Raw genomic sequence first — 26,108 nt, forward strand, 5'->3', positions numbered from 1 at the left:
GTCTTTTATGCTGGGTAGTATAACAAATTTCACCCATCTATGGCGACAAAACCCCATCATGCGACAGGGTTTTGGCAAGAGTATGGCGATTATAGTTCGCGTTTGATTTCGTGGATTTCAAAGACTTCGATCTTATCACCCACAGCGACTTCATAACCCTTGACGGCAAGACCACATTCCATGCCAGCTTTGACTTCATTGACATCGTCTTTGTAGCGACGCAGTGACTGTAGCTGACCTGTGAAGATGACCTTATCATCACGCAAGACGCGGATTGGCTTGTTGCGATGGATGGTACCTTCTTGCACCATACAGCCTGCCGCCGCACCGAATTTGCTTGAGCGGAAGACTTCACGCACTTCAGCGATACCCAAGATCTTCTCACGATGCTCAGGGGCAAGCATACCACTCATCGCCGCTTTGACATCATCGATCAGACCATAGATGACACTGTAGTAACGGATATCTAAGCCTGCTGCATCGGCTTTTTTCTTGCCTTGGTTGTCAGCACGGACGTTAAAGCCTAGCAGCACCGCTTCTGAGGATTCTGCCAAGATGACATCAGATTCGGTAATCGCACCGACACCAGAGCTGATGACACGCACTTTGACTTCATCAGTCGATAGCTCATCAAGTGCACCAAGCAATGCTTCTAGCGAACCACGCACATCGGTCTTCAAGATGATGTTCAAGGTGGCAACTTCTGCACTACCCATGCTGTCAAATAGGGTGTCTAGGCGCATCTTGTTTTGACGCTCAAGGATGCGATCACGCTCACGAGCGGCACGGAAATCAGCCACTTCACGGGCTTTTTTCTCATCTGAGACAACCAAGAATTCGCTACCTGCTGCTGGTGCTTCAGGCAAGCCTAGAATCTCAACAGGAATCGATGGACCGGCTGATTTGATACGCTGACCATTCTCATCAGTCATCGCACGCACTTTGCCGTAATATTCGCCCGCCAAGACCAAATCACCTTGGTTCAATGTACCTTTTTTGACCAATAGACTTGCGACTGCACCACGACCTTTGTCCAAGCGAGACTCAATCACCACACCTTGGGCAGCACCATCAACAGGTGCTTCTAGCTCCATCAATTCTGCTTGGATGCTGATGACTTCTAGTAGTTCATCAATACCCATGCCTGATTTGGCAGAGACTTTGACCATCGGGGTATCACCGCCCCACTCTTCAGGGATGACTTCTTTGACAGACAGCTCATTGATGACGCGATCAGGATCGGCAGTATCTTTGTCCATTTTGTTAATAGCGACAATCAGCGGCGTACCTGCTGCACGCGCATGGTCAATTGCTTCTTCAGTTTGTGGCATCATGCCGTCATCGGCTGCAACCACTAGGACAACGATATCGGTCGCCTGCGCACCACGAGAACGCATTGCTGTAAAGGCAGCATGGCCTGGGGTGTCAAGGAAAGTAATCACGCCACGATCTGTCGTCACATGGTATGCGCCGATGTGCTGAGTGATGCCACCCGCTTCGCCAGATGCCACCTTGGTCGCACGAATCTTATCCAGTAGTGATGTTTTACCGTGGTCAACATGGCCCATGATGGTCACAACTGGTGGGCGAGTTTGGACATTACCCGATTTTTCATCGACTGCCACTTGTAGATCATCTTCAAGCTGTGTGTCGCTGACTGGGATAAAGTTATGGCCAAATTCTTCAATCACCAATGCCGCCGTCATCTGATCGATGGTATCAGATTCACGCACCATTTCACCCATCTTCATCAAGGCTTTGATGACTTCACGCACTTTGACGGCCATTTTTTGAGCCAAATCAGACAGGACGATACTCTCACCCACTTCGACATTGTGGACGATTTTTTCGACAGGCATTTCAAACTTATGCTTGTTGGCTTGTGATGACTTCAAGCCCTTTGAACGCGTTTTGATTTCACGCTCTTCTTGCTGACCTTTGCGGCCTTTTTTAGCACCTTTGCCTGTAGTACCTGCTGTACCACGCTTGATTTCACGGCGTTCTTTTTCGAACGACTCTTCAAGCGCTGCACCCACCAAGCCATCTGCGAGCGGTGCATCATCTTTGGTGCGCACGATGGTGCTACTTGTCGCATCATCACTATCGCTATAACGGGATGCCATTTGTTTCATCTGCTCAAGTGTGCGTTTTTGGGCTTCTTCAGCAGCTTTACGGCGGGTTTCGGCTTCCATCTGACGCAAGCGTTCTTCTTCGGCTTCACGAGCTTCACGAGCCGCTTTGTCTTCGGCAGATTCTTGTTTGACAGGCTTGGCTGGTTTTTTCTTGTCAGCTTTATTGTCTGCTTTTGCTTCTGCTGCGTCGTCTTTTTTGGCTTTTTTGACCACAACACTGCTTGAGCTGTCAGATTTTTCGCTTGGTGCACTGCTGGCTCGCATCGCTGCCAAGGTTGCCGCTTGACGCTCAGCCGCTTCTTTTTTGCTACGCTCAGCAGCCTGCTTAGCTTCCGCTTCTTTTAGGCGAGCTTCTTCGGCTGCACGTGCTTGGGCAGCGATTTCAGCTTCGATTTTGGCCGGATCTGGCTTTTCGTACACGACTTTTTTGGTACGCACGACATTGACCGTCTTGGCTTTGCCTGATGTACCCGTCACTTGAGCGGTAGAAGTGGTTTTTGATTTTAGACTGATGCGAGATTTTGGTTTTTCGCCGTGGCTTTGTTTTAAAAATGCCACCAGTTTTTCTTGTTCAGCTTCACTGACGCTATCAGCTTCACCACGAGCAGGTAGGCCTGCATCGCTTAATTGCTTGAGAATGGTCTCAACATTGGTATTAGAAAGTTGGGCTAGTTCTTTGACTGTTTTCGCCATTATATCACCTAAAATTATTGGTTTGGCAAGTGGATTGATAAGTATCGCTAATCTGTGTCATTGATACTTATCAAGATTATCCACTATTAAATTTGCTGCCAAACCGCTTTTTCGGCTTGGCAAAATTAGTTCAATGCGTGCATGATCATGACAGTATTCATCATCATGCACCAACGCCTGTGGCACGCATGGTTAGGCAAACCACGATTGGCGAGCCTGCATGATCAGCTTGCCTGCACTATCAGCATCCAAGCCTTCGATATCTTCGATATCAAACACCGCTTGCTCAGCCAAATCATCCAGCGTGATGATGTCGCGCTCGGCAAGCTTATACGCGATCGCAGGCGTCATATCTTCTAGGGCAAGCAGTTCAGCACTTGGCTCTTTGATGTTTTGCTGCTTGGCAAGCTCATCTGAGATGATAACTTCTTTGGCACGCGCTTGGATGGCAGCGATGGTCTCATCGTCCAAGCCATCGATTTCGTAGAATTCTTCGACAGGTGCATATGCCACTGTCTCGATGTCGCTAAAGCCAACTTCAGTCAGCACTTCTGCCAAGTCACGATCCACTTCCAGACGCTCATAGAACATCTCGATGACCGCTTGATTTTCTGACTCTTGGCGCTCGTTGTATTCAGATTCTAGGATCATGTTCAGCTTATAGCCCGTCAATTCTGACGCTAGGCGGACATTTTGACCTTGAGAACCGATCGCACGCGCCAACTGATCATTGGTCGCAAAAATCACATCGGCAGTCTTGGTATCTTCATCAAGTACAAGACCGCTGACATCAGCAGGCTCAAGCGCGCTGATGATGTACTGCGCAGGGTCTTCGTTCCATACGATGACATCGATGCGCTCACCGTCCAGCTCTTGTTGTACCGCTTGGATACGCGTGCCACGCATACCGATACACGCGCCCACAGGATCGATGCGATGGTCATTGGTCTTCACCGAAATCTTGGCACGCAAGCCTGGCAAGCGAGCCACATCACGAATCTCGATGATTTGTTCGCTGATCTCTGGGACTTCTTTTTGCATCAATGCGATCAGCATCTCTTTATTGGTGCGAGACAGCACCAACTGTGGGCTACGGCCATCGCGATTGACTTGTGCCAAGATCGCTGTGACGCGGCTTTTTGGGCGCAGGCTTTCGCGTGGTAGCGTTTGGTCTTTGGCAAGATAACCTTCACCACCTTCGCCCAGATCAATGATATAAGCATCGCGGCTTTGTTTTTTCACTTCGCCAGTGACAAGCTCGCCTAGGTGCGATTCAAAGGCATCAGCGACAAGCGCACGCTCAGCTTCGCGAATCTTTTGGATGATGACTTGCTTGGCTTGGGTAGCAGCGATACGACCAAACTCGATCGACTCGATTTGCTCTTCGACGATGTCGCCGATTTTGTATTCATTTTCGTCAAGATCGCTGATGGCAAGCTGACACGCAGGCATCTCGTGGTCTTCGTCCGCCACCACAGTCCAAAAACGGAAAGTGTCATAATCGCCTGTTTTGCGGTCGATATGCACACGAATCGCCACTTCTGGCTGCTCGGTATAGACTTTTTTCTTGGTAGAAACGACCAACGCTTGTTCAATCGCTTCAAAGATGTCTTCAGGATTTAGCCCTTTTTCGTTACTGACGGTTTCAACCACGGTCAAAATTTCGCGACTCATCTGTGGATTCCTTGGGTTAATTGTTAATAATAATTACAAATCTATAAGAAATTTTGTATCAGATTATACGGATAAAGCTTATGATAAAACTGGCAAAGCAATGCCATTTATAAGCTGGATTAATCTTCATAAACCAAATGCGCTTTATCCACACTATCAAAAGCAATGTCAAACTCAAGCTTATCTTCGGTAACGACTTTCATCGTATCGCTGCCAACTTCTGTCAAGCGACCCACCACTTTACGGCGTTTGGCATCGCCTGTACCGATGGCGTGAATTAAGCGTAAGTTTACAATCTCACCGACATATTCTGCCACTTGCTCACGGGTAAATAGCGGACGGTCAAAGCCAGGGCTTGACACTTCCAGCACATACTCGCCTGCGATCGGATCATGAACATCAAGCACGCCTGAGACTTGGTGATTGACCGCTGAACAGTCTTCGATGGTCACATGCACGCCGCGCGCGCGATCTTCTGGCAAGGTCTCAATATAAATGCGCAACAGCGATTTGCGTCCTTGGGGCATGAACTCAATACCCCACAGATCCACGCCACAGGCGGCAACTGCAGGGGCGATTAACTCGGTTAATTCAGCAATTTTGCTTGATGGTTTCATGATTGAATGTTAATTCCTAAAAAATTCAATAAGCCTATCGGCACTTCGTCGCCATCATAAGTGCAAACACCCAAAGATAGACAACGACAGATACAAAAAAGCCCACAAAACACTCAGGTTGGTGGGCGATCATAATACCAGCCGACAGCTTGACTGTTTTGTCAAACTACCTAAGAACTTATCTCAATCAACTTGATTATCAAAGCCTTTCTTAGGATTTTAAAAAGTGGTAGCGGGGGCTGGATTTGAACCAACGACCTTCGGGTTATGAGCCCGACGAGCTACCAGACTGCTCCACCCCGCATCAATTTAGGTTGCCTATTATACGGCAAATTTTTTCAATGTCAAGCTTTTTTGATGAGATTTTTTGGAATTTGGTGAAAATTAATACTTGAAGACAATTTAGTAAGCAAAAAAAACCTTTCATTAACTCATCCAAGCGTACAAAAAACTGAATTTTCTACGCAAATTATGCGTCAAATATATGCTACAATCAACGCAAAATCTATTTTTTCTAGCTAACTATGACGCAATCTTTATGCATCTACGAATATGACAATTGGACAAATTAACAAATTGACAATGCCACCTTGTTGCCCATCGTCGCTCGCATACGCCTACTACAAGGCAGACTACTTGGGTAAATTCACAGTCTTGGGTTTGATTTGCCATTGCAAATGCGGCTTGAGACACTAAGTCTAGAAGTGGTAAAAACCTCTGAAATTGAAGGCGAGATTTTAAATACCGAGCAAGTGCGCTCCTCTGTGGCGCGCCAGCTTGGAATTGAACACCTATATAGCAACTTGGTTGCACCAAGCCGAGAGATTGATGTCATTGTTGAGATGATGCTGAAGGCAAGCTATGATTATGACAAACCACTAACTCTTGATGAGCTGTTTCGTTGGCATAAAGCACTTTTTCCGACGGGCACAAGTGGCTTATATAATATCAAAACAGGTGCATTTCGCGATGATAGCAATGGCGTCATGCAAGTAGTATCAGGGGGCTATGGCCGCACAAAAGTGCATTTTGAAGCCCCCAAAACTGAGAGATTGCCCGATGAGATGGTTAAGTTTTTGGCATGGTATAATGATGAAGATGCCACACTTGACCTAACCATTAAAGCTGGACTTGCTCATTTATGGTTTGTCACTTTACACCCTTTTGATGATGGCAATGGGCGACTGACACGAGCTATCACTGAGCGCATGCTTGCCAAGAGCGATGATAGCAAACAGCGATTTTATAGCATGTCGGCACAGATTTTAGCCTGTCGAAATGAATATTACCAAATTCTAGAACACACCCAAAATGGCATCGCATCAGTCAATGATTGGCTTATTTGGTTTTTATCAAGTCTAGAAAACAGTCTGATTAAGTCATTGGAAATGCTACAAAAAATCATGGGTCAAGCCAAGTTCTGGCACGCTCATCATGACACTATATTAAATCAACGGCAAATTCTGATGATTAATAAGCTATTCGGTAATTTCTATGGCAACTTGACCAGTAAAAAATGGGCGAGTATCACCAAAGTGTCTCACGATACCGCCTTAAGAGATATTAATGATTTGATTGATAAAGGAATTTTGAAAAAATCTGAAGCATCTGGACGTAGTCAAAGTTACGAATTGGTGATAAATGAAGCATCCTAGGAATAAAACAAGCCCTGCATTTATGGCACACTGAGTGGTACACACAACTGCAAGGCTTGCTAATTTTTTATATATTTCAATGACTTATCAGTCGAATTTGGTGCGATCGGAGGGACTTGAACCCTCACGCCGTGAAGCACCACCCCCTCAAGATGGCGTGTCTACCAATTCCACCACGATCGCAAACTTGGGCGTATTCTACCCAAAAAAGCCGCCAAGCGCAAGTGCTTTGGCGAATTTACGCAATGATGCTCAATTGCTGCCTTGGGCTGGCGTGGTCGATGTTGGTGCTGGTGTGCTACTCACCGCCGGCACATCCAGACGCAGCTGATCTGCCGCTTGTTTTTGGGCAAAATGCGCCAAAGCAAGGCTTGTGATGAAAAAAATCGTCGCCAAAACCGCCGTGGTACGCGTCAAAAAGTTCGCCGAACCTGCCGCACCAAATACTGTACCTGATGCGCCTGCACCAAATGATGCACCTGCATCCGCACCCTTGCCATGCTGAATTAAGATAAATCCAATCATCACAATAGCAACGATAATATGAACGGCTAATAGAATGTTAAATAGCATAAAAAACTCTTTGGTAAACTTACCAGTTACTGATCAATAAATTTAAAATCACGCACTTGTGGCAAATGCTGCTGCAATCACCGCAAAGCTGTCGGCTTTTAGGCTGGCACCGCCCACGAGCGCACCGCCCACTTCATCAGCAGCGGCAAAATCTTTGGCATTATCCGCATTGACACTGCCGCCATACAGCACGCAGATATTTGGCAAGTCTTTTTCTGCCAATTTCGCTTGGATATGGCGATGCACCGCCACCACTTCTTCAACCGTCGGTGTCAGTCCTGTGCCGATCGCCCACACAGGCTCATAGGCGATGATCAGCGATTTGGCAGGGACGCCCAGACCATCCAAGACCGACAGCTGCGCATCCAACACTTGCAAGGTTTGACCGCTTTGGTAGTCATCCTTGGTCTCGCCGATACACAGCACAATTGCCAAATCAGCAGCCATCGCTTGCTTGATTTTTTCGCTTAAGATGGCATTGTCTTCGCCATGATATTGGCGGCGTTCTGAATGTCCTAGGATGACGAATTTTGCCCCAGCGTCGATGATTTGCGCTGCAGAAATATCACCCGTGAATGCACCTGTCACACCTGTCTTGGCGGATAAATCCTGCGCACCCACCCACAATGGCGAGTCTGCCAATACATCTGCCACCACAGGCAAATGCACAAAACTTGGCGCACAGCCAAGCTTGACAGTATCCATATCAAGGCTGTCTTTAAGCTCGTTTGCCAATGCCTTAGCTTCTGCTAAGCTTGCTGGGTTTAATTTCCAATTGCCGATGACATATTTTGCCATATCGATGTCCGTGTCAAATTTTTTAATCAGAATATCAAAATAAAACTGTGATACGCTCAAATGCGCACTGTGAACACGATATTATAACCCAAATTCTGATAATGCCAAAAATATTTTGTGGTATTTGGATAAAAAATTTGCTATTTTTGTAACTGTTGTTGTTTTTTCTTAAGGATCGTCGTCATGCTGACCGCGTTTCATCATCGACTCATTGCACAGTTATCACAGCTTGGTTGTGATGCTGACGCGCTCACCACCGCCATGACTGATGCATATGCCAACTCTACCCCATGGACAGATGCTGTAATCAATGCACAGCTTGTCAGTCCAAAGCCGCTTGGTGATACAATGGCGATACTGCTCAATATGCCGCTTGTCGATTTAGATCGTCATGATACGCGCGATGCTGGCACGCTGATCGATCCCAGGCTCATTGCGCGCCATCGCGTCTTGCCACTTAGCAAGGATAATAGCACGCTGACCCTTGCCATGAGCGATCCGACTGACCGCGATGCCATTCAGTCCATTCGCTTTCACACACATCTGAATGTCACGCCAGTACTGGTTGAAGCTGATAAATTGTCGCGACATCTTGATAAGCTGAGTCTGGGCGCGCCCGTGGTGCTCGATGAACATCTGGATGATGAAGACATCGAAGACGATCCCATCGTTGATGCGCCGACGGTACAATTTGTCCAAAAAATCCTAGCCGACGCGGTGCAACTGGGCGCATCTGACATTCATTTTGAGCCTTATGAAAACAGCTTTCGCGTGCGCTATCGCATCGATGGCGTGATGAGCAGTGTCAATACACCACCCAAAAGCCAAGCGGGTAAAATCACCACGCGGCTTAAAGTCATGGCGCATTTGGACATCGCCGAGCGACGCAAACCCCAAGATGGGCGTATCAAATTTCGCTTATCTGAACATAAATCGGTGGATTTTCGCGTCAGTACTTTGCCTACTTTATTCGGTGAAAAAGTCGTCTTACGAATCTTGGACTCAGCGCAGACGCTCATCGGCATGGACGCGCTAGGGCTTAATGCCACACAAAAACAGCAGTTCACCGACGCCCTGCACAAGCCCCAAGGCATGATTTTGATCACAGGTCCGACAGGCAGCGGCAAGACCATCTCGCTATATACCGCGCTTGGGTTATTAAACCGTGGCGATAATAATATCTTGACCGCCGAAGATCCTGTGGAAATCAATCTTGACGGCATTAACCAGACTAACATCAATCCAAAAATCGGCTTGGATTTTGCCGACTTATTACGCGCGTTCTTACGCCAAGATCCTGATGTGATCATGGTCGGTGAAATTCGCGATACCGAGACGGCTGAGATCGCGATCAAGGCAGCACAAACAGGGCATTTGGTGCTATCGACCCTGCATACCAATTCTGCCGCTGCCACCTTGACGCGTCTTGGCAGTATGGGCGTGCCAAGCTTTCAACTTGCCAGTGGCGTCAATCTGATCATCGCCCAACGCCTAGCGCGGCGGCTGTGTGATGACTGCAAGCGCGCGGTAGTGCTACCGCCACAGGTGCTGCGTGAAGCAGGCTTTGGTGATGATGACATCTCACGCACCCATCAGCTGTACGAGCCTGTGGGCTGCCATCGCTGCCGTGATGGCTATCGTGGGCGTGTGGGTATCTTTGAGCTGCTGCCGATCACGCCCAATATTCGCAAGTTGATTTTTGATCGTGCTGACAGCGATGTCATTGATCATGCCAATCGCCAAGCAGGTAATATCAGCTTACGCCAATCAGGAATCGCCGCTGTCATGGCAGGCATCACAAGCTTGACTGAAATGCACCGCGTGACATCGGACTGATCGCATGAAACCATCATCTCAAAGTCCAACACAGCGCTTTAGTTATAAAGCCATCAACGCGCGCGGCAAAGCTGTTGCAGGCGAGATCAGCGCGGCAAATCTTGCACTCGCCAAAGTCATGCTGCACAAGCAAGGCTTAGCACAAATCACGCTCAAGCCTGCAGCGGTGCGCGTATCGTGGCGAAAATCGCGCGTACGCCCTGCTGATGCTTTGCTTGGATTAAGAACACTTGCCACGCTGATCAGCTCAGGGCTGGTGCTCACTCAAGCACTGGATATCGCTAAGCAAACCACCAACAGCACCGCCTTGGCAGCTTATCTGAACAAGCTAAAAACCGACATCGAGACAGGGCATAGTTTTGCCACTGCCATCGACAATGCACCACCTGTATTTGGCACACTTGCCTATCCACTGATCGATGCCGGTGAAAAATCAGGCGCGCTCGATGTCATGCTTGATCGCCTAGCTACCTACAGCGAACAGCAAGCCACCCTTAGAGCCACCGTCAAGCAAGCCGTGCGCTATCCGTTGATCGTGCTGATCGTTGCACTGGTGGTGATGGCGATTTTATTATTAAAAGTCGTGCCAAGCTTTGCCATGACTTTTGCATCAATGGGTGAAACTTTGCCTTTACCGACACGCATCGTGCTTGGCTTATCACAGTTTTTACAAAGTTATTTTTGGCTCATTTTTATGAGCATCATCGGCGTTATCGTCATTGGTGTGACAGCTTATCAACGATCTGCCGCCTTGCGCCATCGATGGGCTGTGTTCTCCCTGCGCCTGCCTGTCATCGGCGCGCTGATTCGCTTGGTTGGCAGCGCACGATTTGCACGCACTTTATCGACGACTTTTGGCGCAGGCGTACCCTTGCCACAAGCCCTAAGCCTAGCAGCACGCGCCACCGATCATCCTATTTTTATTAGCGCAACCGAACAAATCATCAGCCAAATCCACAGTGGTCACAGCTTATTTGCCGCGATCAAAAATACCGATCTGTTCTCACCGATGAGCGTGCAGATGATCGGCGTCGGCGAAAGCTCAGGCAAGCTTGTGCCCATGCTTGAGAAAGTCGCTGATTATCACGAACAACAAATCCACGCCAAAGTCAGCACCATCACTGGCATGATCGAGCCTGTGATGATCGTGGTGCTGGGCGTATTGATCGGTGGTTTGGTGTTGGCGATGTATCTGCCGCTGTTTAATCTGGGAGCAGGCTTGTGATGATTTATTTGGTATTTATTGGTGTGCTTGGGCTGTGCATTGGCAGTTTTTTGAGCGTTGTCATTCATCGCTTGCTGATCATCATGCAGTGGCAATGGCAACAAGATGCGCAAGATTTCATTGCACAATCTGCCCTGTCAAGTACCACCAAAGACGATGTCAAACAGCACTTTGCCACGCCCTTGCCTGTATCAATGTCACATCCGCGTTCGCAGTGCCCGACTTGTCATACGCCGATTGCTTGGTTTGATAATCTGCCTGTACTCAGCTTTGTGCTGCTGCGCGGGCGTTGTCGTGCTTGTTATGCGCCGATCGCTTGGCGGTACCCTGCTCTTGAGCTGATCACCGCCATCTTAAGCGTACTGGTTGTGCTGCGCTTAGATCTTGGTTTACAAGGCGCGCTTGGTTTGGTGTTTGTGTGGCTATTGATCGCTTTATCAGGGATTGACTGGCGGATGCAGATTCTACCCGATCGCTTGGTGCTGCCGCTTGGGATGATTGGCTTGACTGCCAATGGCTTGGGGATTTTCACCACGCCAAGCGATGCGATCTTTGGGGTGGTGGCAGGTTTTGGTGCGCTGTGGCTGGTTAATGTGATTTATAAACTGCTGCGCGGTCATGATGGTATGGGTCTGGGGGACGCTAAGCTATTTGCCGCCATCGGTGCGTATTTGGGCGTATGGCAGCTGCCCTTGGTGTTACTGATTGCAGCCTTGATGGGCGTGGTGGTCGGTATCATTCACAGCGTTAAGCATGGGCACGCGCCGTTTGCTTTCGGGCCATATCTTGCCATCGGTGCGGTGGTGGCGTTATTATTTGGCAAATCTATGATGACATGGTATGTGTCGTTATTTTAAATGGAAATTTAAATAACAATTTAAATAATAAGGGGAAAGTAATGTCAAAATTCATCGTCGGACTAACAGGCGGTATCGGCAGCGGCAAGACAGCGGTGAGTGATTATTTCGCCGCCCAAGGCATGGATGTCATCGATGCTGATGTCATCGCCCATCACCTAACAGCAAAAGGCAGCCCGCTACTTGACACACTTAGGCACGCCTTCGGTGACTGGGTCGTCGATAATGATGGCAATTATGACCGCGCTGCCATGCGTGCTTATATCTTTGGGCGTGATGATGAGTTGGCGCGGCTCAATGCCATCATTCATCCTGCCATCCGCCGTGCGATCATCGATGAGCTTGCGCGCGCGACATCGCCTTATGCTATCTTGTCCGTGCCGCTGCTGCTCGAAGGTCGCCACAGTACGCCCAATCTGCTTGAGCTGTGCGATCATCTGCTCATCGTCGATGTGCCTGTCGTTGTGCAGCTTGAGCGCGCAAGCCGCCGTGATGATAATGCCATCGCGCAGATTCAAGCCATCATCGATAAGCAAATCAGCCGCGATGAACGCCTAAAGCTTGCTACCAAGCTTGGTGCAGATATCGTGGATAACAGCCAAGATCTACCTACTTTATACGCACAGCTTGCACCGCTACACCAGCGATATTTAGCGATGGCAAAATAACTTGGCACAAAAATACAAAATATTTAACAAAACCCTTGAAATCTCCACCCAATGACAACAATAAGATAGCAGCGTTTTTGGGCGATTGATGCCAAATTCGCATAATAATATTATAAACATAATTAATTTACAGATATTGCATATCTTACACAATCGGTATATTATATATTACGATAACTTACTATTATAAATACCGTTATCATTCAATAATTAGTACTATGACCAATCAGGAGAATAACAATGGATAATCACAACACCACAGAACAAGCAGAACCAACCGTTTCTCTATCTCGCCGCAAGATGCTTGCCGCAACTGGTATCGGTCTTGCCGCCCTGCCATTGATGAGCAAAACTGCCTTTGCTGCAGATGGTATCACCAAAACTGTCACCCCTGCTGCTGCCATTCCAAAATTTGCCGCCACCGCATACGGCGCAAGCACGCGTGAAGGCAAAATCAATGTCGTAAACTTCAACCTGCTAGAAGACCAAGCCAAAAAAGTCATCCCGCAAGCGGGCTATACTTTCGTCTCTGGCGCAGCAGGCGATGAATGGACCTTGCGCGAGAACCGCCGTTCATTCGATGATTATCGCATCACATCAAAACGCCTAGTCGGACTAGCGGCATCAGACATCGATATCTCAACTAAGCTACTGGGTCACGACCTACCAATGCCAATCATGGTCGCACCAATGGGTGTGCATGGTATGGTACACGAAGGCAAAGAAGTCTTGACCGCTAAGGGTGCTGGTCTTGCAGGTACGCTATACTGCTCATCAGGTGCATCACACGCATCACTAGAAGAAATTGCAGCAGCGACCACTGGCCCAAAATGGTTCCAACTATACTACAATAAAGACGAGCAAGTAACACGCTCACTACTGACTCGCGCCAAAAAAGCAGGCTTTACCGCCATCGTGCTGACCGCTGATGCGCTTGGCCCAGGTCAATCAGATGCCTTCATCGCGCTAGGTCGCCCATTCCGTACTGACCTGCCATTCGGCAACCATGATCCAAAACGCGGCGGCAGCGGTGATTTCTTTGCCCAAAAAACCGACCTAACACCTGAAACCATCAAATTCATCAAAGAATTCACAGGTCTGCCTGTCATCGTCAAAGGCGTCCTACGCGCTGATGATGCGGTGCGCTTCGTCAATGCAGGCGCAGACGCGATCCAAGTATCGAACCACGGCGGTCGCCAAATCGACGGCGTACCTGCCAGCATGACTGCACTGCCTGCAATCGCCAAAGCAGTGAACGGTCGCGTGCCTGTACTACTAGACGGTGGCGTGCGTCGCGGTATCGATGTGGTACGCGCCATCGCGATGGGTGCAACTGCCGTAATGGTCGGTCGTCCAATGCTATATGCACTGGCGATGGGTGGCGCTGAAGGTGTACAATCAGCTCTAGAATGGCTAGCCAACGACACCAAAACTGCCATGCTGCTAGCAGGCGCAGGCAAGCTGTCAGACCTAGACGCAAGCTACATCGACATCGTCGGTGAAAATGCTCGCTTCAATGTCGCAAAAGGCTAATTAGCCCACGCTACAAGCATAAAAACTGGCGCAGAATTCTGTGCCAGTTTTTTATTGTTTGTCGTTTAGGCGGGTGTAGCATTCGTGCCAATCACACCAATGCGCATCAATATTTATAAAATCAAGCTTCAACTACCGACCCCTAATATATAAAATCACCCTACCGCCATTTTTTAATAATTGACAAAACAACTGCCAATTCGATGCTTTTATTTCATCAATAAAAAAACTGCCCAGAAATCTTCTGAGCAGTTTTGCTTTGGGGTGATTGTCAATCAATTACCAGTTACCACGGCGGTGGTTTGATACCCAACGATACATACCCAAAGTATTTGGAATGCGCATGGTATCAAAGCCAATCCAGCTTTGGACTTCTGGGCTAAACTTCACATTGCGATACAGCTGATCCCATGATTGACCTTGGCGAGTCAGATCCAGCACTTGTTGGTGCAGATCAACCATATAATCGCGCAGTGCTTGTTGGTCTTTTTTGGTCGCTGGGCTGTAGTGGCCAACATCGATCACTTCGACATCTTGTTCTAGTACCCAGTTTAGCGTATCGATCCAACCAGTGTAGTAGAAATCTAGGAAGTCATTGTACGGCATTGATTTGCTTTCGCAAACATCGGTACATTGTAGCGCTTTTTGGCGTGGGAATAGTACCATCACCATGCTGTCAGAGTGGCTTGGTGATACATGATGTAGCAAGACTTTTTCGCCGCCAAGCTCGATTTCCATGTCTTTATCAAACACTTTATCAGGCACTGGTACAGGCAGTTTCTCACCAACGATCGGCTCAACCGCGCGCTTGTTCGCTACAACGATCGCGCCAGCATCTTTGAACACTTGAGTGCCTGTGATGTGGTCAGCGTGTGCGTGCGTTTGGATCACATATTTGACAGGTACGCCAAAACGCGTCTTGATCTCTTTGTTCAGCCATTCAGCTGCACAGGTCGCGCCACTATCCACCACCAGCGCGCCCTCTTTAGTGATCATCACAAGACCACTGTGTACAGCCAAACCACCGCCATTGGTATGGCGATAGATGTTATCCTTGATGTGTACCAAAGTCGGAGCATAAGTATCACACATCGCACCAGTGAAGTCAGGCAGCGTCTCACGGTTAAGATAAGGAGTGTGATCAAGCGGCGTGCCAGTATCTGAAGCAGCCATGGCTGATAGTGACAGGGTCGCGCCCACGAAGGCAGCAAGTGCTTTTTTTAACATGATAGACCTCGGTATTGTTGTTTTTAATTCTTGTTCGATCGCTGATGATTTTTCAATTGGTATAATAGACATCAGCTTTGGACATAATACTCCTTGTTTGTAAATTTAGCAAGACAAAACTTGCTATTTTGTTGCGTGATTGCTCAAGATTTACACAATTTGACATATTTCGCTACAAAATCAGTCATGACAACTGATATTTTTGGTGTGCTATTACAAGTGTCTTGTACCAATTTTCATCGGTTGCACAGATCTTGATTGCTTTATTTTTAATCATTCAATGATCAACATATCAAATAAAAATCGCCAAATAAAAACCGCCCAAATCATTGAGCGGCCTTGATCGTGCCATCTATCCGTCATACAGATCAGCGAATCGGCGTCACCGCGCCATCTTGTACAGTGATAGCGTCCGCCCCTGCAGCCGTAATCCTGCCGCCGACGCTGATGGCGTGTACTTTGCCGCCGTTCTCGACTTGATAAGCGGTGACATCTTTGCCTTGGGTGCTGATGTTGCCTTTGACAGTGATGCTATCGACTTCGCCGCCGTCTTTGATACTAAGAGCGATGGCTGGCAGCAGTACATTTTTACCCTTGACCAAAGAATTACCGATGCCGCCTTGGGTAGTGATGCTGCCATTGACCGTGAGCGTGCCAATTTTTTTGCTGATTTGCACACCGACCGAGCCATCGCCATAGGTGGCAATGTCATTAAATTCGATGCGATCGACCGTGCCATCGTACTGATTGTAGCCGCGCGCGCCTAAGCCATAAGTTTTCACCGCGCCTTTGACCACGAAGTTTTTGACATAGCCAAAGTTCACAAAGCCGACACCGCTTGGGCTATATGAGATGATGTCTTGGTGCGATACCCATTCATCGACCTGACCCCAAGTGTCCAGCACCATGTCATTGACACCATAGGTGACGATGTTGCCGTGATGTTCGACGCGTTTGGCATGCGCGCCATAGACGATGAACACGCCTGCGGTGATGAGATTTGCCACACCAAAAGGCAGCTTGCCATTACTATAGATGTCGCCTGTTTCGATGACATCGATCAGCGTGCGGCCACCTTCATCGCCAAAGCCTGAGACGAACAGCCCTGAGCCTGCCACTGGTGCATTAGCACGGCCGATGCGAATATTTTTGATGCTGATATTCAGCACGCTGTCAGGATTACTGTTGAAATTATAGGCAGTAAATGCGCCTTGTAGGACATTGACGCCGTATTTTTGTGGCTGTTCAAAATAATGACGCGCATCGGCATAGACGATGTCCAAATCATCAATAGTCACTTGTGCCGACTGACTGCCTGCGCGCATGATGAAAGAAAATTGACCGATTAAGCTTAGGCGCGAGAAGTGAAATTTACCCAAATCTTCTGCAGTCTTGGTATTGAAAATCGCGCGGTGCTCGGCTGATGCTGCGATGTTCAGATTTTGTACCGTGTTGTTCGTGGTCAGCACTACGCCATCAGCAAGAAAAGATAAAACAGGCAAGCTGCCATCTTCTTGGGCGATACCTTCTAATAGCGTACCATCAGGCAGCGTCACTGAATCTAGTGCCAAAAAGCTGCGCGTGATGGCGATGTGCGCGGCGCGATTGTCGATGGCTTGGGTCAGTTCGTTATAATTGGTGACTTTAGTAATCGTAGTCATGATGATTTCCTTATATTGTTATTGTTGTTGAATGATCCGATTAAAAACCAATGCCATCAGTATAGCACCAATGGCATCGGTTTGGATAATAAAATTCGTGTATTTTTATGAAGTTTACTTACACAAAAATTACTTGCAAAATGGATAAATTAAGATTATGCCGCAGATTTTCTCTGAAACACCCTACCCAAATCATCCATCAGCGTATAAAACACAGGAATCACCACAAGGCTTAATAGTGTCGATGTGATCAAGCCGCCCAGCACCGCCACCGCCATCGGACGGCTGAAGGTCGAATCGACACCGCCAAAGCCAATAATCAAAGGCAGCATCCCCGCACCCATCGCGATGGTGGTCATGATGATCGGCTGCGCGCGCTTACGGCAGGCATCGATGATGGCATCTAGGCGCGATAAGCCGTGTTCGTCTTGGGCAATGATGGCATAATCAACGAGCAAAATCGAGTTTTTGGTCGCAATCCCCATCAACAGAATAAAGCCAATCATCGCAGGCATCGACATACTACTGCCAGTCAATAATAAGCCCACGAACGCCCCACCGATCGACAGCGGCAGCGCCATCAAGATGGTCAAAGGCTGCAGCACACGGTGGAACAACAGCATCAGCACCGCAAAGATACAAAATACCCCCACACTCATCGCCATCACAAAGCCTGTGAATAGCTCCGCCATATTCTCCGCCTGCCCTTCATCAATGATATTCACACCGGCAGGCAGTGCGCTCATGATCGGCGTCGCCTTGACATCTGCCATCAGACTGCCAAGCTCGCCGCCAGCAGGTAGCACGGTGATCTTGATCGCGCGTTCACGATTTAGGCGACTGACCGACGACTCACCTGTGCCGAAGCTCAGCGATGCAACATCTTTGACTTGCACCGCCTGCCCTTTGCTGTTGGGCACATACAGATTGGCAAGTTCGGTCAGGCTTTTTTTGTGCTGATCATTAAGACGAATCACGATCGGGATTTGGCGCGTGTCTAGATTCAGCTTCGGCAAGGCTTGATCATAATCGCCCATCGTCGCCACTCTCAATACATCCGCCAGATCGCGCGTGGTCACGCCTTTATCCGCCATCGCAAGCTCATTGGGCGTGATCGACAGCTCTGGGCGCGGCAAGGCGCGGTTATTGATAACATTGGCAACACTTGGCAAGGCGCGCACCTGCTGCATGATCTCTTGTACCGTCTGCTCAAGCAGCTTATTATCACTGCTCGTCACCGAAAAGCCATAGCCTGTCTCGCTGCCACCTGTGGAGATGCCGACATTAAAGCGCGCAGACGGCACGGTCAGTAGCGCTTGATTGATCTGATTTTCGATCACGGTCTTGGTAGCGCGTTCTGTGCGATTAACCAGCTTCACTTCCAGCGTCGCCACATTCACCGAACCACCACGCATACTGCTTGGGTCGCCCGTGCTTTGCCCCTGTCCGATGGTCAAAAGCACACTATCTACGCCATCGATGGCTTCGACCTTGGCAAGTGCCATTTGACTGATACGCAGCGTATCATCGATGGTGGCATCAGGAGTCAGCTCAATCGCCACCTGCGTCTGATTCATCTCATCAGGCGGAATGAACGCCGATGGCAACAGGCTTGCCAAGCTTAACGATCCCACAAAAAACGCCAACGCCGCAAACACCGTCAGCGCGCGGTGCTTGAGCGTCCAGCGCACGGCATTTAGGTAGCGTTGCATGATTTTGCCCGCAGGTTTTTCTTCATGCTTACTTGGCTTAAGCAAATACGCCGCCATCATTGGTGTCAAAAGCCGCGCGACCAAAAGCGACATAAAAATCGCAATCACCGCCGTCCAGCCAAATTGACTGAAAAACTGCCCAACAATCCCGCTCATAAATGCGGTCGGCAAAAACACCGCGATCAAAGTAAAAGTCGTGGCAATCACCGCAAGCCCAATCTCATCAGCCGCTTCCATCGCCGCTTGTATCGGAGTCTTGCCCATATTCAGATGCCGTACGATATTCTCAATCTCAACGATGGCATCATCGACAAGCACACCGATGACCAAAGTCAGCGCAAGCAGCGAAATCATATTCAGGCTAAAGCCGAACAGATGCATGATAAAAAATGTCGGAATGATCGACAATGGCAACGCCGTCGCTGCAACGAAAGTCGCACGCCAATCTCGTAAGAACACAAAGACCACGATCACCGCCAAAATACAGCCTTCGATCAGCATACGCATGGTGGCGTGATAATTTTCTTCGATCGGCGCGGCATAATCGACGATTTTGTCAATATGCACTGTCGGCATCTGCGTCTGTAGCTCGGCGATGGCAGCATCGACAGCAGCGACCACTTCCACTTCACCAGCACCCTTAGCACGCGTGATATTAAACGCCACCACAGGCTCGCCTGCCAGTAGCGCCATCGATGTGATGTCAGCATGGCCATCTTCGATACTCGCAAGGCTGTCTAGTCGCACCGCTGTGCCTGTCGGTGTGGTGATTTGTAAATCATTCAAATCACTGACGCGTGTGCCTGAGCCAAGTACGCGGATGGTTTGGTTTTGGTTGCCGATCTTCGATTCACCACCTGCTGCGTCTTGCCACTTGGCAAAAATCTGCTGCGATAAGCTGCTGATCGGCATCGATAAGCTCGCCAATAAATCAGGCTTGGGCTGCACCAAAATCTGCCGCTCCACACCACCCACGCGCGCAACACTGCCGACGCCTGTGATGTCTGATAGCCGCTTGGTCAAGGTATCATCAACGAACCACGACAGCTCGCTATCGCTCATATTATCAGCACGCACCGAATAAGTCACCACAGGAAATCCTGCAGTCGAGACTTTTGAGACGATCGGCGGATTGGCAGCGGCAGGCAGATCGCCTTGTACTTCACTCACCGCTGAGCGCACATCATCTAGTGCTTCATCATTGGGTTTTTCTAATTCAAACTCGGTAAAAATCGTCACCACCCCAGTCTGTAGCGTGGTGCGGATATTTTTCGCCCCTTCAATGTTGGTGATTTTGTTTTCGACTTTTTTGGCGATGTCGCTCTCAAGCTGATCAGGCGTCGCCCCTGGTAAGGTAATGGTCGTCACCACCCCCGGTAGGTCAATATCGGGAAACTGCTGCACTTTCATCTGATGAAAGCCGAAAATCCCAAGCAAGGTAAATAAGCTGAAAAATAAGATGGCGACCAGTGGATTTTTGATCGAATAGGCAGAAAAATTCATCACACCCCCTATTGTGCTGCGGTCGGCACAGGGGTGGTTTCGCCGTTAATACTTGCCACCGTCACCAGATCATTGTCATTTAAAAAACCGACACTACTTGCGACGATCAGCGCATCATCAGGCAGATTGGCAGCGATTTTATTGTCCTTTTGGGCAAGGATAGTGATCGGCTCGCGCTTAACTTGGTAGCGACCATCTGCCACAGGGGTCAGACGCCATACATAGTCATAGCCATCGCTCGTCATCAGTGCGCTGATCGGCACGGCGCTGACAGTCTGCGCACCGAAGATGAATTTGCCCGATTGATACATTCCTGCTGACAGCGTGCCATCATTAGGCAGGCGCACATGGATAGTCATGTCGCGGCTGTCATTCGCCACAGGGCTTAGGCGCGTGACACGCCCTGCGATGATACGATCACCGATGGTAAGATGCGCGGTTTGTCCGATTTGAATGCGTGATGCTTCAATCGGCGCGACTTGCGCTTGCCATTCTAGTGTGCCATTTTTGATGATGCTAAATAGCGGCGCGCCTGCGACTTGCGTACCGACTTGGGCATTTTTGGCACTGATGATGCCATCGACAGGGGCGGTGACATTGCCGTCTTGCTGTCGAGTGCGCGCGGTGATCAGATTGGCTTCGGCGGCAGCGACATTGGCTTTGGCTTGGGTAAGCGCCGTGCGATAGGCGTCGATCTCTTGGTGGCTGATGGCATCGATGGCAAGTAGCGGCTCTGTACGCGCAAGATCAGCGGCGGCGCGAGCTTCAGCGGCTTGTGCGGTGGTCAGCTCTGCTTCAGCAGCACGCGTCTGCTGCTGAAGCGTACGCGTATCAAGCACAGCAAGCACCTGTCCTGCGCGCACGCGATCCCCTTCTTCAACCAGCACCTGATCGATGGTGACACCTGTCAGCTGACCGCTCACTTCTGCCGTATCGACTGCAGCGATCAGCCCATTGGCATCCAAGCTATGCTCAACCTGCGTCATCTCAGGCGTCACTGCTTCGACCGCCATCACCACCGCTTGGGACTGCTCAGCCTGCGGCGCATCCTGTGGCGATGTCGTCTCAGGTGCGGTACTGCCACGCCCGATCAGCACGCCTGCTGCAAGTAGCGCGACGGCGAGCACAGGCTGCCACCAAGCAAATTGGGGGTTTTTATATGATGCTGTCATGTTCTTGCCACCATCTTATGATTTAAAATAGCTTATTATACTGTATTTTGGCGACGTGCTGATGACACATTTGTGTCACTATGTAGTCACGATTTATAATTGGTGTAATATAGTGATTTAACTTCAAAAATCGCCATAACCGTTCGCTCTGAGCTTGTCGAAGGGCAATGGTTTTTCATCATGGTTCGACAAGCTCACCACGAACGAAAACCCAATCGTGGTGCATTTTGGAGTTAAGTAACTATAAATGAATTTTGGAAAACTGGGTTATTAAGCCATTGGCAGTTTGATAAAGTCAGATAAATTTGAAGAAAAATCTTAGGAAAAATTGATGTCATGATAAGATTTTTATCCAATTAACTGACATCGCTAAATTTTATCAACCCAGCCCATCACCATAACGCACCGACCACACCACACAGCACCACCACCGCCCACGGCGGCACACACCACGCCATCAGTGCTGTCATCGCCACAATCACCACTGCAAAATCCGCCGCCGTCGCCACCGCACTCGTCCAAATCGGCTGATACAGCGCCGCAAGCAAAATCCCCACCACACACGCATTCACACCCATCAATGCCGCACGCGCCCGAGCATGATGGCGAATCGTCTGCCAAAATGGCAACGCACCAAACACCAGCAGAAACGATGATAAGAAAATCGCTACCGTCGCCACCACAGCTCCTGTCACGCCTGAGACTGCTGCGCCCAAAAAGCTGGCAAAAGTAAACAGCGGGCCGGGTACTGCCTGCGTCGCGCCATAGCCTGCCAAAAAGGTGCTATTATCCACAAGCCCTGCGCCCACCACTTCTGACTGTAGTAGCGGCAGCACCACATGACCCCCGCCAAAGACGAACGCCCCCGTCCGATAAAAGCTATCAAACATCGCAAGTAGTGACACATCGAACGCCTGCACCAACATCGGCAACAGCACAAGCAAAGCAGCAAAGATCATCAGCCACACCGCACCTGCCGACCGACTGACAGGCGCCGTCATCGTCTCATGCGTCTGCGCCATCACCGGCCGCAAAAACGCCATGCCAAGCACCGCCCCAAGCCCAATCACCACAAACTGCAGCCACGCCACAGGCATCAGCAGTAGCGCACACGCACTCAGCACCGCCAGTGACAGCGTCTGCACCGTCGTGCACAGCTGCCGCGACATTCCCCACACGGCCTGCGCGACCACCGCCACCGACGCAAGCTTCAGCCCATGCAGCACGCCTACCCCAAGCAGATCTGCGTACGTCGCCACACCAAAGGCAAATAAAGCAAGCACCGCCGCTGATGGCAAGGTAAAGCCAAGCCATGCCGCACGCGCACCCAAATAACCTGCGCGAGTCAGCCCAATGGCGATACCCACTTGGCTACTGGCAGGGCCGGGCAAAAACTGGCACAAAGCAACAATCTCGGCATAGTACGCTTCGCTCAGCCACCGTCTGCGCGCGACGAACTCTTCGCGAAAATAGCCCAAATGCGCCACAGGACCGCCAAAACTTGTCAAGCCAAGTTTCAAAAACACCGCCCAAACTGATTGATCGGTGCTGTTGTTTTTGTGAAATTTATCTTGAAAATCGTTTTGAAAGCTGTTTTAAGAATTGTCTTGCAATTTGGTCATCGCCACTACCTGTCAGTCGATTTTTGGGTCAGTCCCAGATTTTTTCGGATACGGGTGATACTTTGGCGCGTCATACCAAGATATGAGCTCAGATCTGCCAAAGACAGCCGCTCGACAAGCTTGGGATTATCTTTGATAAAACTTAAATAACGCGCGGTATTATCCGCGATCAAAAAACTCTCCGTTCTCTCGATATGTCTGAACAACAGCGCCATCGTCTGCCCATGCACATAGCGCAAAAAATCAGGATATTTATCACAGCACGCTTCAAAATGCGCCTTATCCAAAATCATCAAAATGCTCGGCTCAATGGTCTGCATATTGTATTTGGTCGGCAAATCCTTGAACACCGCCATAAAATCCCCCACCGCGTCCTGCTCTGCTATGAACTGCACATTGATCTCGCTACCATCAGGCATTTGATAAGATAATTTACACAATCCAGATAAAATAAAACCCAGCTTATCAATGCTCTGCCCTGCACTCGCCCAATAATGCTTGGCAGGCAGCCGCTCGATGGAAAATGACGCGCTGATCCATGCGACATCATCAGTACTGAGCATCGGTAGCACGCTTTGTAGATATTGCCGATGCAGTGTGAAAATCTCGCTGTCATTGAGCCGCCAAATCACCTTGGGGTCAATCTCAAGCATCGGTTTTTCATAAAGGATTGGCATGGTTATTACATCCATTTAACAGTGGATAAGTTGGGAGAAGTTACGGTTATTTGTTATAACTTATTGATATTATTTGGTTTTTAAAGTTAATCCAACAGGTTAAAATTTCACTCATCTAAAGCCAAAACACCCTAACGACTTTATAAAAAATCACACATTCACATATTCTTGGGCAGATGGAATCCAAGTCTGCATAATCCGCGCTGCCTTGTCAATCTGTGCACCATCAGCAATCAAGCGATGCGCGATTTTGCCTGCCGCCTCAAGCAGCACTTCATCACGCACGATGTCCGCCAGATAATAGCCCATATCGCCCGTTTGTCGCTTGCCCAGTAGCTCGCCTGCCCCACGCAGCTCAAGGTCTTTTTGGGCGATGACAAAGCCATCGGTACTATCACGCAGTACATTGAGTCGCTCAATGCCTGTCAGGGATAATGGCGCTTGATACAGCAGCACGCAGAAGCTTTTGGCACTGCCACGGCCGACTCGTCCACGCAACTGATGCAGTTGAGATAAGCCCAGTCGTTCGGCATTTTCGATCACCATGAGTGATGCATTTGGCACATCCACACCCACTTCGATCACCGTCGTCGCCACCAGTAGATCAATCTCACCATGTTTAAACGCTGTCATCACCGCTTGCTTATCCGCAGGCTTCATCTTGCCGTGCACAAGCCCTGTGCGGATATCCAGCCTATCGGTCAAATCCTCGTACAAAAGCTCTGCCGACTGAGCATCGAGCACGCTTGACTCTTCGACCAGTGGGCAGACCCAGTAGGCTTGCTTGCCCTGTTTGCAGTTTTCACGAATACGCTCGATGACTTCATCACGGCGATCACGATTGATGGTCACGGTGGTAATGGGTGTACGATTGGGCGGCAGCTCATCAATCACTGACACATCCATATCGCCATACATACTCATCGCAAGCGTTCTGGGAATGGGTGTCGCCGTCATCGTCAGCTGATGCGGTGTACCACCTGCGACGCCTTTGTTAGTCAGCTTAAGCCGCTGCTCCACCCCAAAGCGATGCTGTTCATCAATGATAACCAGTCCAAGCTTGGCAAAGGCAACCGTATCTGAAAACAGTGCGTGCGTCCCTACCACCACTTGCACTTCGTTATTGGCCACTTGTTCAAGGGCAGCCGCTCGCTCTTTGGCAGTTTGTTTGCCAGCAAGCCAACCCACACCGATACCCAATGGCTCAAACCATTTTTTAAAATTCAGCAAATGCTGCTCCGCCAAAATCTCCGTCGGCGCCATCACTGCCACCTGCCAACCGCTATCAAGCGCATAGCACGCCGTCATCGCCGCCACCAAAGTCTTACCTGCACCGACATCACCTTGGATGAGCCTGAGCATCGGCTGCGATGTCGCCATATCCGCCACCGCTTCACCGATCACTCGCTGCTGTGCGCCTGTGAGTGCAAATGGCAAACTACTTGCCAAACTCTGTGCCAATGGGCTATGATTTTGGCATTTGGGCGCTTTGTGATGATAGACATTATTACGACGAAATAAGAAACTCAGCTGATGTGCCACCAGCTCCTCGATGATGATACGCCGACACGCAGGGTGCGAGCGGTCTTTGAGTCCGTTTAGCAGTGCCGTCTGCCCAAAAATATCCGCATCTTGCTTGGGCAAATGAATCTGATGCAACGCAGGCAACAAATCGCCCGACAGACCCACGCCCACCGCACGCAGCTCATCATCCGACAGACAGCTGATGCCCTCACGGCTCACGGCTTGTAGCGCCAATCGCACCAGTTGGCGTAGCTTATTTTGATGCAGTCCTTTGACCGCAGGATAAATGGGTAACAGCCCCGTCTCAAAGGACTTACTGCCTGTGATGTGATACTCAGGATGCGACATCTGCGTACCAAAACGACTGATTTTCACCTCACCAAAAGCGGTGATTTTCGCCCCCACTTCCATTGTAGATAGCAAACTGGCATAAGTCTTAAAAAACCTGAGCACCACAAACCCAGTCTTATCCTCCAAAGTCACCGACAGACCAGTTTTGTTTTTTTCGACCCAAGTCACCGTCCCTGACACCAACGCACTCATCCCATGCTCAAGCTCACCGATTGGTACGATACGGCTACGATCTTCATAATCTCGTGGCAAGTGCATCAGCATATCAAAAATGCGATAAATCCCAAGCTCTGCCAAGCGATTTGCCAAGGCTAATCCCACCCCAGCAAGGGCAGTGACAGGCAGATGGATGGTCATGGCAGATGCGTTCATGATGATACCTAGTATGAATCGGATGA

The 26,108-nt window shown here is 49.4% G+C and carries 18 protein-coding genes and 2 tRNA genes; 6 read left to right on the forward strand and 14 right to left on the reverse strand.

What is annotated here, in order from left to right:
• Positions 1-89: 89 nt before the first annotated feature.
• From infB to NGM44_RS04645, 4 genes are all read right to left on the reverse strand, one after another.
• Positions 90-2,828 carry a translation initiation factor IF-2 gene (gene infB / locus NGM44_RS04630; protein WP_253224627.1) on the reverse strand — a complete coding sequence of 913 codons (2,739 nt, stop codon included), beginning with the start codon at positions 2,826-2,828 and terminating at the stop codon, positions 90-92.
• Positions 2,829-3,017: 189 nt separating this feature from the next.
• A complete protein-coding gene (nusA, locus tag NGM44_RS04635) occupies positions 3,018-4,499 on the reverse strand; it encodes a transcription termination factor NusA (RefSeq protein ID WP_253224440.1) in 1,482 nt (493 codons plus the stop codon).
• 119 nt (positions 4,500-4,618) lie between these two features.
• On the reverse strand, positions 4,619-5,116 hold the full coding sequence (gene rimP, locus NGM44_RS04640) for a ribosome maturation factor RimP (protein WP_253224441.1): 498 nt from the start codon (positions 5,114-5,116) through the stop codon (positions 4,619-4,621).
• Positions 5,117-5,343: 227 nt separating this feature from the next.
• Positions 5,344-5,420: transfer RNA gene (locus NGM44_RS04645), tRNA-Met, on the reverse strand.
• 373 nt (positions 5,421-5,793) lie between these two features.
• On the opposite strand from NGM44_RS04645, the gene NGM44_RS04650 reads away from it, so the two are divergent.
• Positions 5,794-6,771: a Fic family protein gene (locus NGM44_RS04650; RefSeq protein WP_253224442.1), complete on the forward strand. Its 978-nt coding sequence runs from the start codon at positions 5,794-5,796 to the stop codon at positions 6,769-6,771.
• Positions 6,772-6,869: 98 nt separating this feature from the next.
• On the opposite strand, the gene NGM44_RS04655 is transcribed toward NGM44_RS04650, so the two are convergent.
• The 3 genes from NGM44_RS04655 to tpiA all read right to left on the reverse strand — a co-directional run bounded on the left by NGM44_RS04655 (position 6,870) and on the right by tpiA (position 8,148).
• Positions 6,870-6,954 (reverse strand) — tRNA-Leu (locus tag NGM44_RS04655).
• 69 nt (positions 6,955-7,023) lie between these two features.
• On the reverse strand, positions 7,024-7,344 hold the full coding sequence (gene secG / locus NGM44_RS04660) for a preprotein translocase subunit SecG (RefSeq protein ID WP_253224443.1): 321 nt from the start codon (positions 7,342-7,344) through the stop codon (positions 7,024-7,026).
• Positions 7,345-7,392: 48 nt separating this feature from the next.
• Positions 7,393-8,148: a triose-phosphate isomerase gene (gene tpiA / locus NGM44_RS04665; RefSeq protein ID WP_253224628.1), complete on the reverse strand. Its 756-nt coding sequence runs from the start codon at positions 8,146-8,148 to the stop codon at positions 7,393-7,395.
• A 177-nt stretch (positions 8,149-8,325) separates the two neighbouring features.
• Here tpiA and pilB point away from each other — a divergent pair, with 177 nt between their 5' ends.
• The 5 genes from pilB (at position 8,326) to NGM44_RS04690 (ending at position 14,261) form a co-directional block, all read left to right on the forward strand.
• Positions 8,326-9,978 carry a type IV-A pilus assembly ATPase PilB gene (gene pilB / locus NGM44_RS04670; protein ID WP_253224444.1) on the forward strand — a complete coding sequence of 551 codons (1,653 nt, stop codon included), beginning with the start codon at positions 8,326-8,328 and terminating at the stop codon, positions 9,976-9,978.
• 4 nt (positions 9,979-9,982) lie between these two features.
• Positions 9,983-11,203 (forward strand): type II secretion system F family protein, encoded by a 1,221-nt coding sequence (locus NGM44_RS04675; RefSeq protein ID WP_253224445.1) that lies wholly within the window; start codon positions 9,983-9,985, stop codon positions 11,201-11,203.
• Positions 11,203-12,060 (forward strand): A24 family peptidase, encoded by an 858-nt coding sequence (locus NGM44_RS04680; protein WP_253224446.1) that lies wholly within the window; start codon positions 11,203-11,205, stop codon positions 12,058-12,060. The genes NGM44_RS04675 and NGM44_RS04680 overlap by 1 nt, the downstream gene beginning before the upstream one ends.
• A 41-nt stretch (positions 12,061-12,101) precedes the next feature.
• Positions 12,102-12,728 (forward strand): dephospho-CoA kinase, encoded by a 627-nt coding sequence (gene coaE, locus NGM44_RS04685; RefSeq protein WP_253224447.1) that lies wholly within the window; start codon positions 12,102-12,104, stop codon positions 12,726-12,728.
• Positions 12,729-12,968: 240 nt separating this feature from the next.
• A complete protein-coding gene (locus tag NGM44_RS04690; protein ID WP_253224448.1) occupies positions 12,969-14,261 on the forward strand; it encodes an alpha-hydroxy-acid oxidizing protein in 1,293 nt (430 codons plus the stop codon).
• 279 nt (positions 14,262-14,540) lie between these two features.
• Here the strand turns inward: NGM44_RS04690 and NGM44_RS04695 are convergent, their stop codons facing one another.
• From NGM44_RS04695 to recG, 7 genes are all read right to left on the reverse strand, one after another.
• Positions 14,541-15,488 (reverse strand): MBL fold metallo-hydrolase, encoded by a 948-nt coding sequence (locus tag NGM44_RS04695; protein WP_253224449.1) that lies wholly within the window; start codon positions 15,486-15,488, stop codon positions 14,541-14,543.
• 368 nt (positions 15,489-15,856) lie between these two features.
• Positions 15,857-17,149, reverse strand: coding sequence for a hypothetical protein (locus tag NGM44_RS04700; RefSeq protein WP_253224450.1), 1,293 nt, complete (start codon positions 17,147-17,149; stop codon positions 15,857-15,859).
• 155 nt (positions 17,150-17,304) lie between these two features.
• Positions 17,305-20,364 carry an efflux RND transporter permease subunit gene (locus NGM44_RS04705; RefSeq protein ID WP_253224451.1) on the reverse strand — a complete coding sequence of 1,020 codons (3,060 nt, stop codon included), beginning with the start codon at positions 20,362-20,364 and terminating at the stop codon, positions 17,305-17,307.
• A gap of 8 nt (positions 20,365-20,372) precedes the next feature.
• Positions 20,373-21,536: an efflux RND transporter periplasmic adaptor subunit gene (locus NGM44_RS04710; RefSeq protein ID WP_253224452.1), complete on the reverse strand. Its 1,164-nt coding sequence runs from the start codon at positions 21,534-21,536 to the stop codon at positions 20,373-20,375.
• Positions 21,537-21,928: 392 nt separating this feature from the next.
• Positions 21,929-23,062, reverse strand: a complete 1,134-nt coding sequence (gene chrA, locus NGM44_RS04715) for a chromate efflux transporter (RefSeq protein ID WP_253224453.1) — start codon at positions 23,060-23,062, stop codon at positions 21,929-21,931.
• Between the two features lie 101 nt (positions 23,063-23,163).
• The gene (locus NGM44_RS04720; RefSeq protein WP_253224454.1) at positions 23,164-23,835 is read right to left on the reverse strand and encodes a Crp/Fnr family transcriptional regulator; all 672 of its coding nucleotides are present in this window, start codon (positions 23,833-23,835) and stop codon (positions 23,164-23,166) included.
• Positions 23,836-23,985: 150 nt separating this feature from the next.
• Positions 23,986-26,082 carry an ATP-dependent DNA helicase RecG gene (gene recG, locus NGM44_RS04725; protein ID WP_253224455.1) on the reverse strand — a complete coding sequence of 699 codons (2,097 nt, stop codon included), beginning with the start codon at positions 26,080-26,082 and terminating at the stop codon, positions 23,986-23,988.
• Between the last annotated feature and the right edge of the window lie 26 nt (positions 26,083-26,108).

The sequence above is a fragment of the Moraxella sp. FZFQ2102 genome (assembly GCF_024137865.1).
GTDB lineage: Bacteria > Pseudomonadota > Gammaproteobacteria > Pseudomonadales > Moraxellaceae > Moraxella.

What these genes read in the sequence shown, in the direction of transcription:
- nusA (WP_253224440.1), bottom strand. Translation starts at nt 4,499, where the DNA reads ATGAGTCGCGAAATTTTGACCGTGGTTGAAACCGTCAGTAACGAAAAA.
- rimP (WP_253224441.1), bottom strand. Translation starts at nt 5,116, where the DNA reads ATGAAACCATCAAGCAAAATTGCTGAATTAACCGAGTTAATCGCCCCT.
- NGM44_RS04650 (WP_253224442.1), top strand. Translation starts at nt 5,794, where the DNA reads ATGCGGCTTGAGACACTAAGTCTAGAAGTGGTAAAAACCTCTGAAATT.
- secG (WP_253224443.1), bottom strand. Translation starts at nt 7,344, where the DNA reads ATGCTATTTAACATTCTATTAGCCGTTCATATTATCGTTGCTATTGTG.
- pilB (WP_253224444.1), top strand. Translation starts at nt 8,326, where the DNA reads ATGCTGACCGCGTTTCATCATCGACTCATTGCACAGTTATCACAGCTT.
- NGM44_RS04675 (WP_253224445.1), top strand. Translation starts at nt 9,983, where the DNA reads ATGAAACCATCATCTCAAAGTCCAACACAGCGCTTTAGTTATAAAGCC.
- NGM44_RS04680 (WP_253224446.1), top strand. Translation starts at nt 11,203, where the DNA reads ATGATTTATTTGGTATTTATTGGTGTGCTTGGGCTGTGCATTGGCAGT.
- coaE (WP_253224447.1), top strand. Translation starts at nt 12,102, where the DNA reads ATGTCAAAATTCATCGTCGGACTAACAGGCGGTATCGGCAGCGGCAAG.
- NGM44_RS04690 (WP_253224448.1), top strand. Translation starts at nt 12,969, where the DNA reads ATGGATAATCACAACACCACAGAACAAGCAGAACCAACCGTTTCTCTA.
- NGM44_RS04695 (WP_253224449.1), bottom strand. Translation starts at nt 15,488, where the DNA reads ATGTTAAAAAAAGCACTTGCTGCCTTCGTGGGCGCGACCCTGTCACTA.
- NGM44_RS04700 (WP_253224450.1), bottom strand. Translation starts at nt 17,149, where the DNA reads ATGACTACGATTACTAAAGTCACCAATTATAACGAACTGACCCAAGCC.
- NGM44_RS04705 (WP_253224451.1), bottom strand. Translation starts at nt 20,364, where the DNA reads ATGAATTTTTCTGCCTATTCGATCAAAAATCCACTGGTCGCCATCTTA.
- NGM44_RS04710 (WP_253224452.1), bottom strand. Translation starts at nt 21,536, where the DNA reads ATGACAGCATCATATAAAAACCCCCAATTTGCTTGGTGGCAGCCTGTG.
- NGM44_RS04720 (WP_253224454.1), bottom strand. Translation starts at nt 23,835, where the DNA reads ATGCCAATCCTTTATGAAAAACCGATGCTTGAGATTGACCCCAAGGTG.
- recG (WP_253224455.1), bottom strand. Translation starts at nt 26,082, where the DNA reads ATGAACGCATCTGCCATGACCATCCATCTGCCTGTCACTGCCCTTGCT.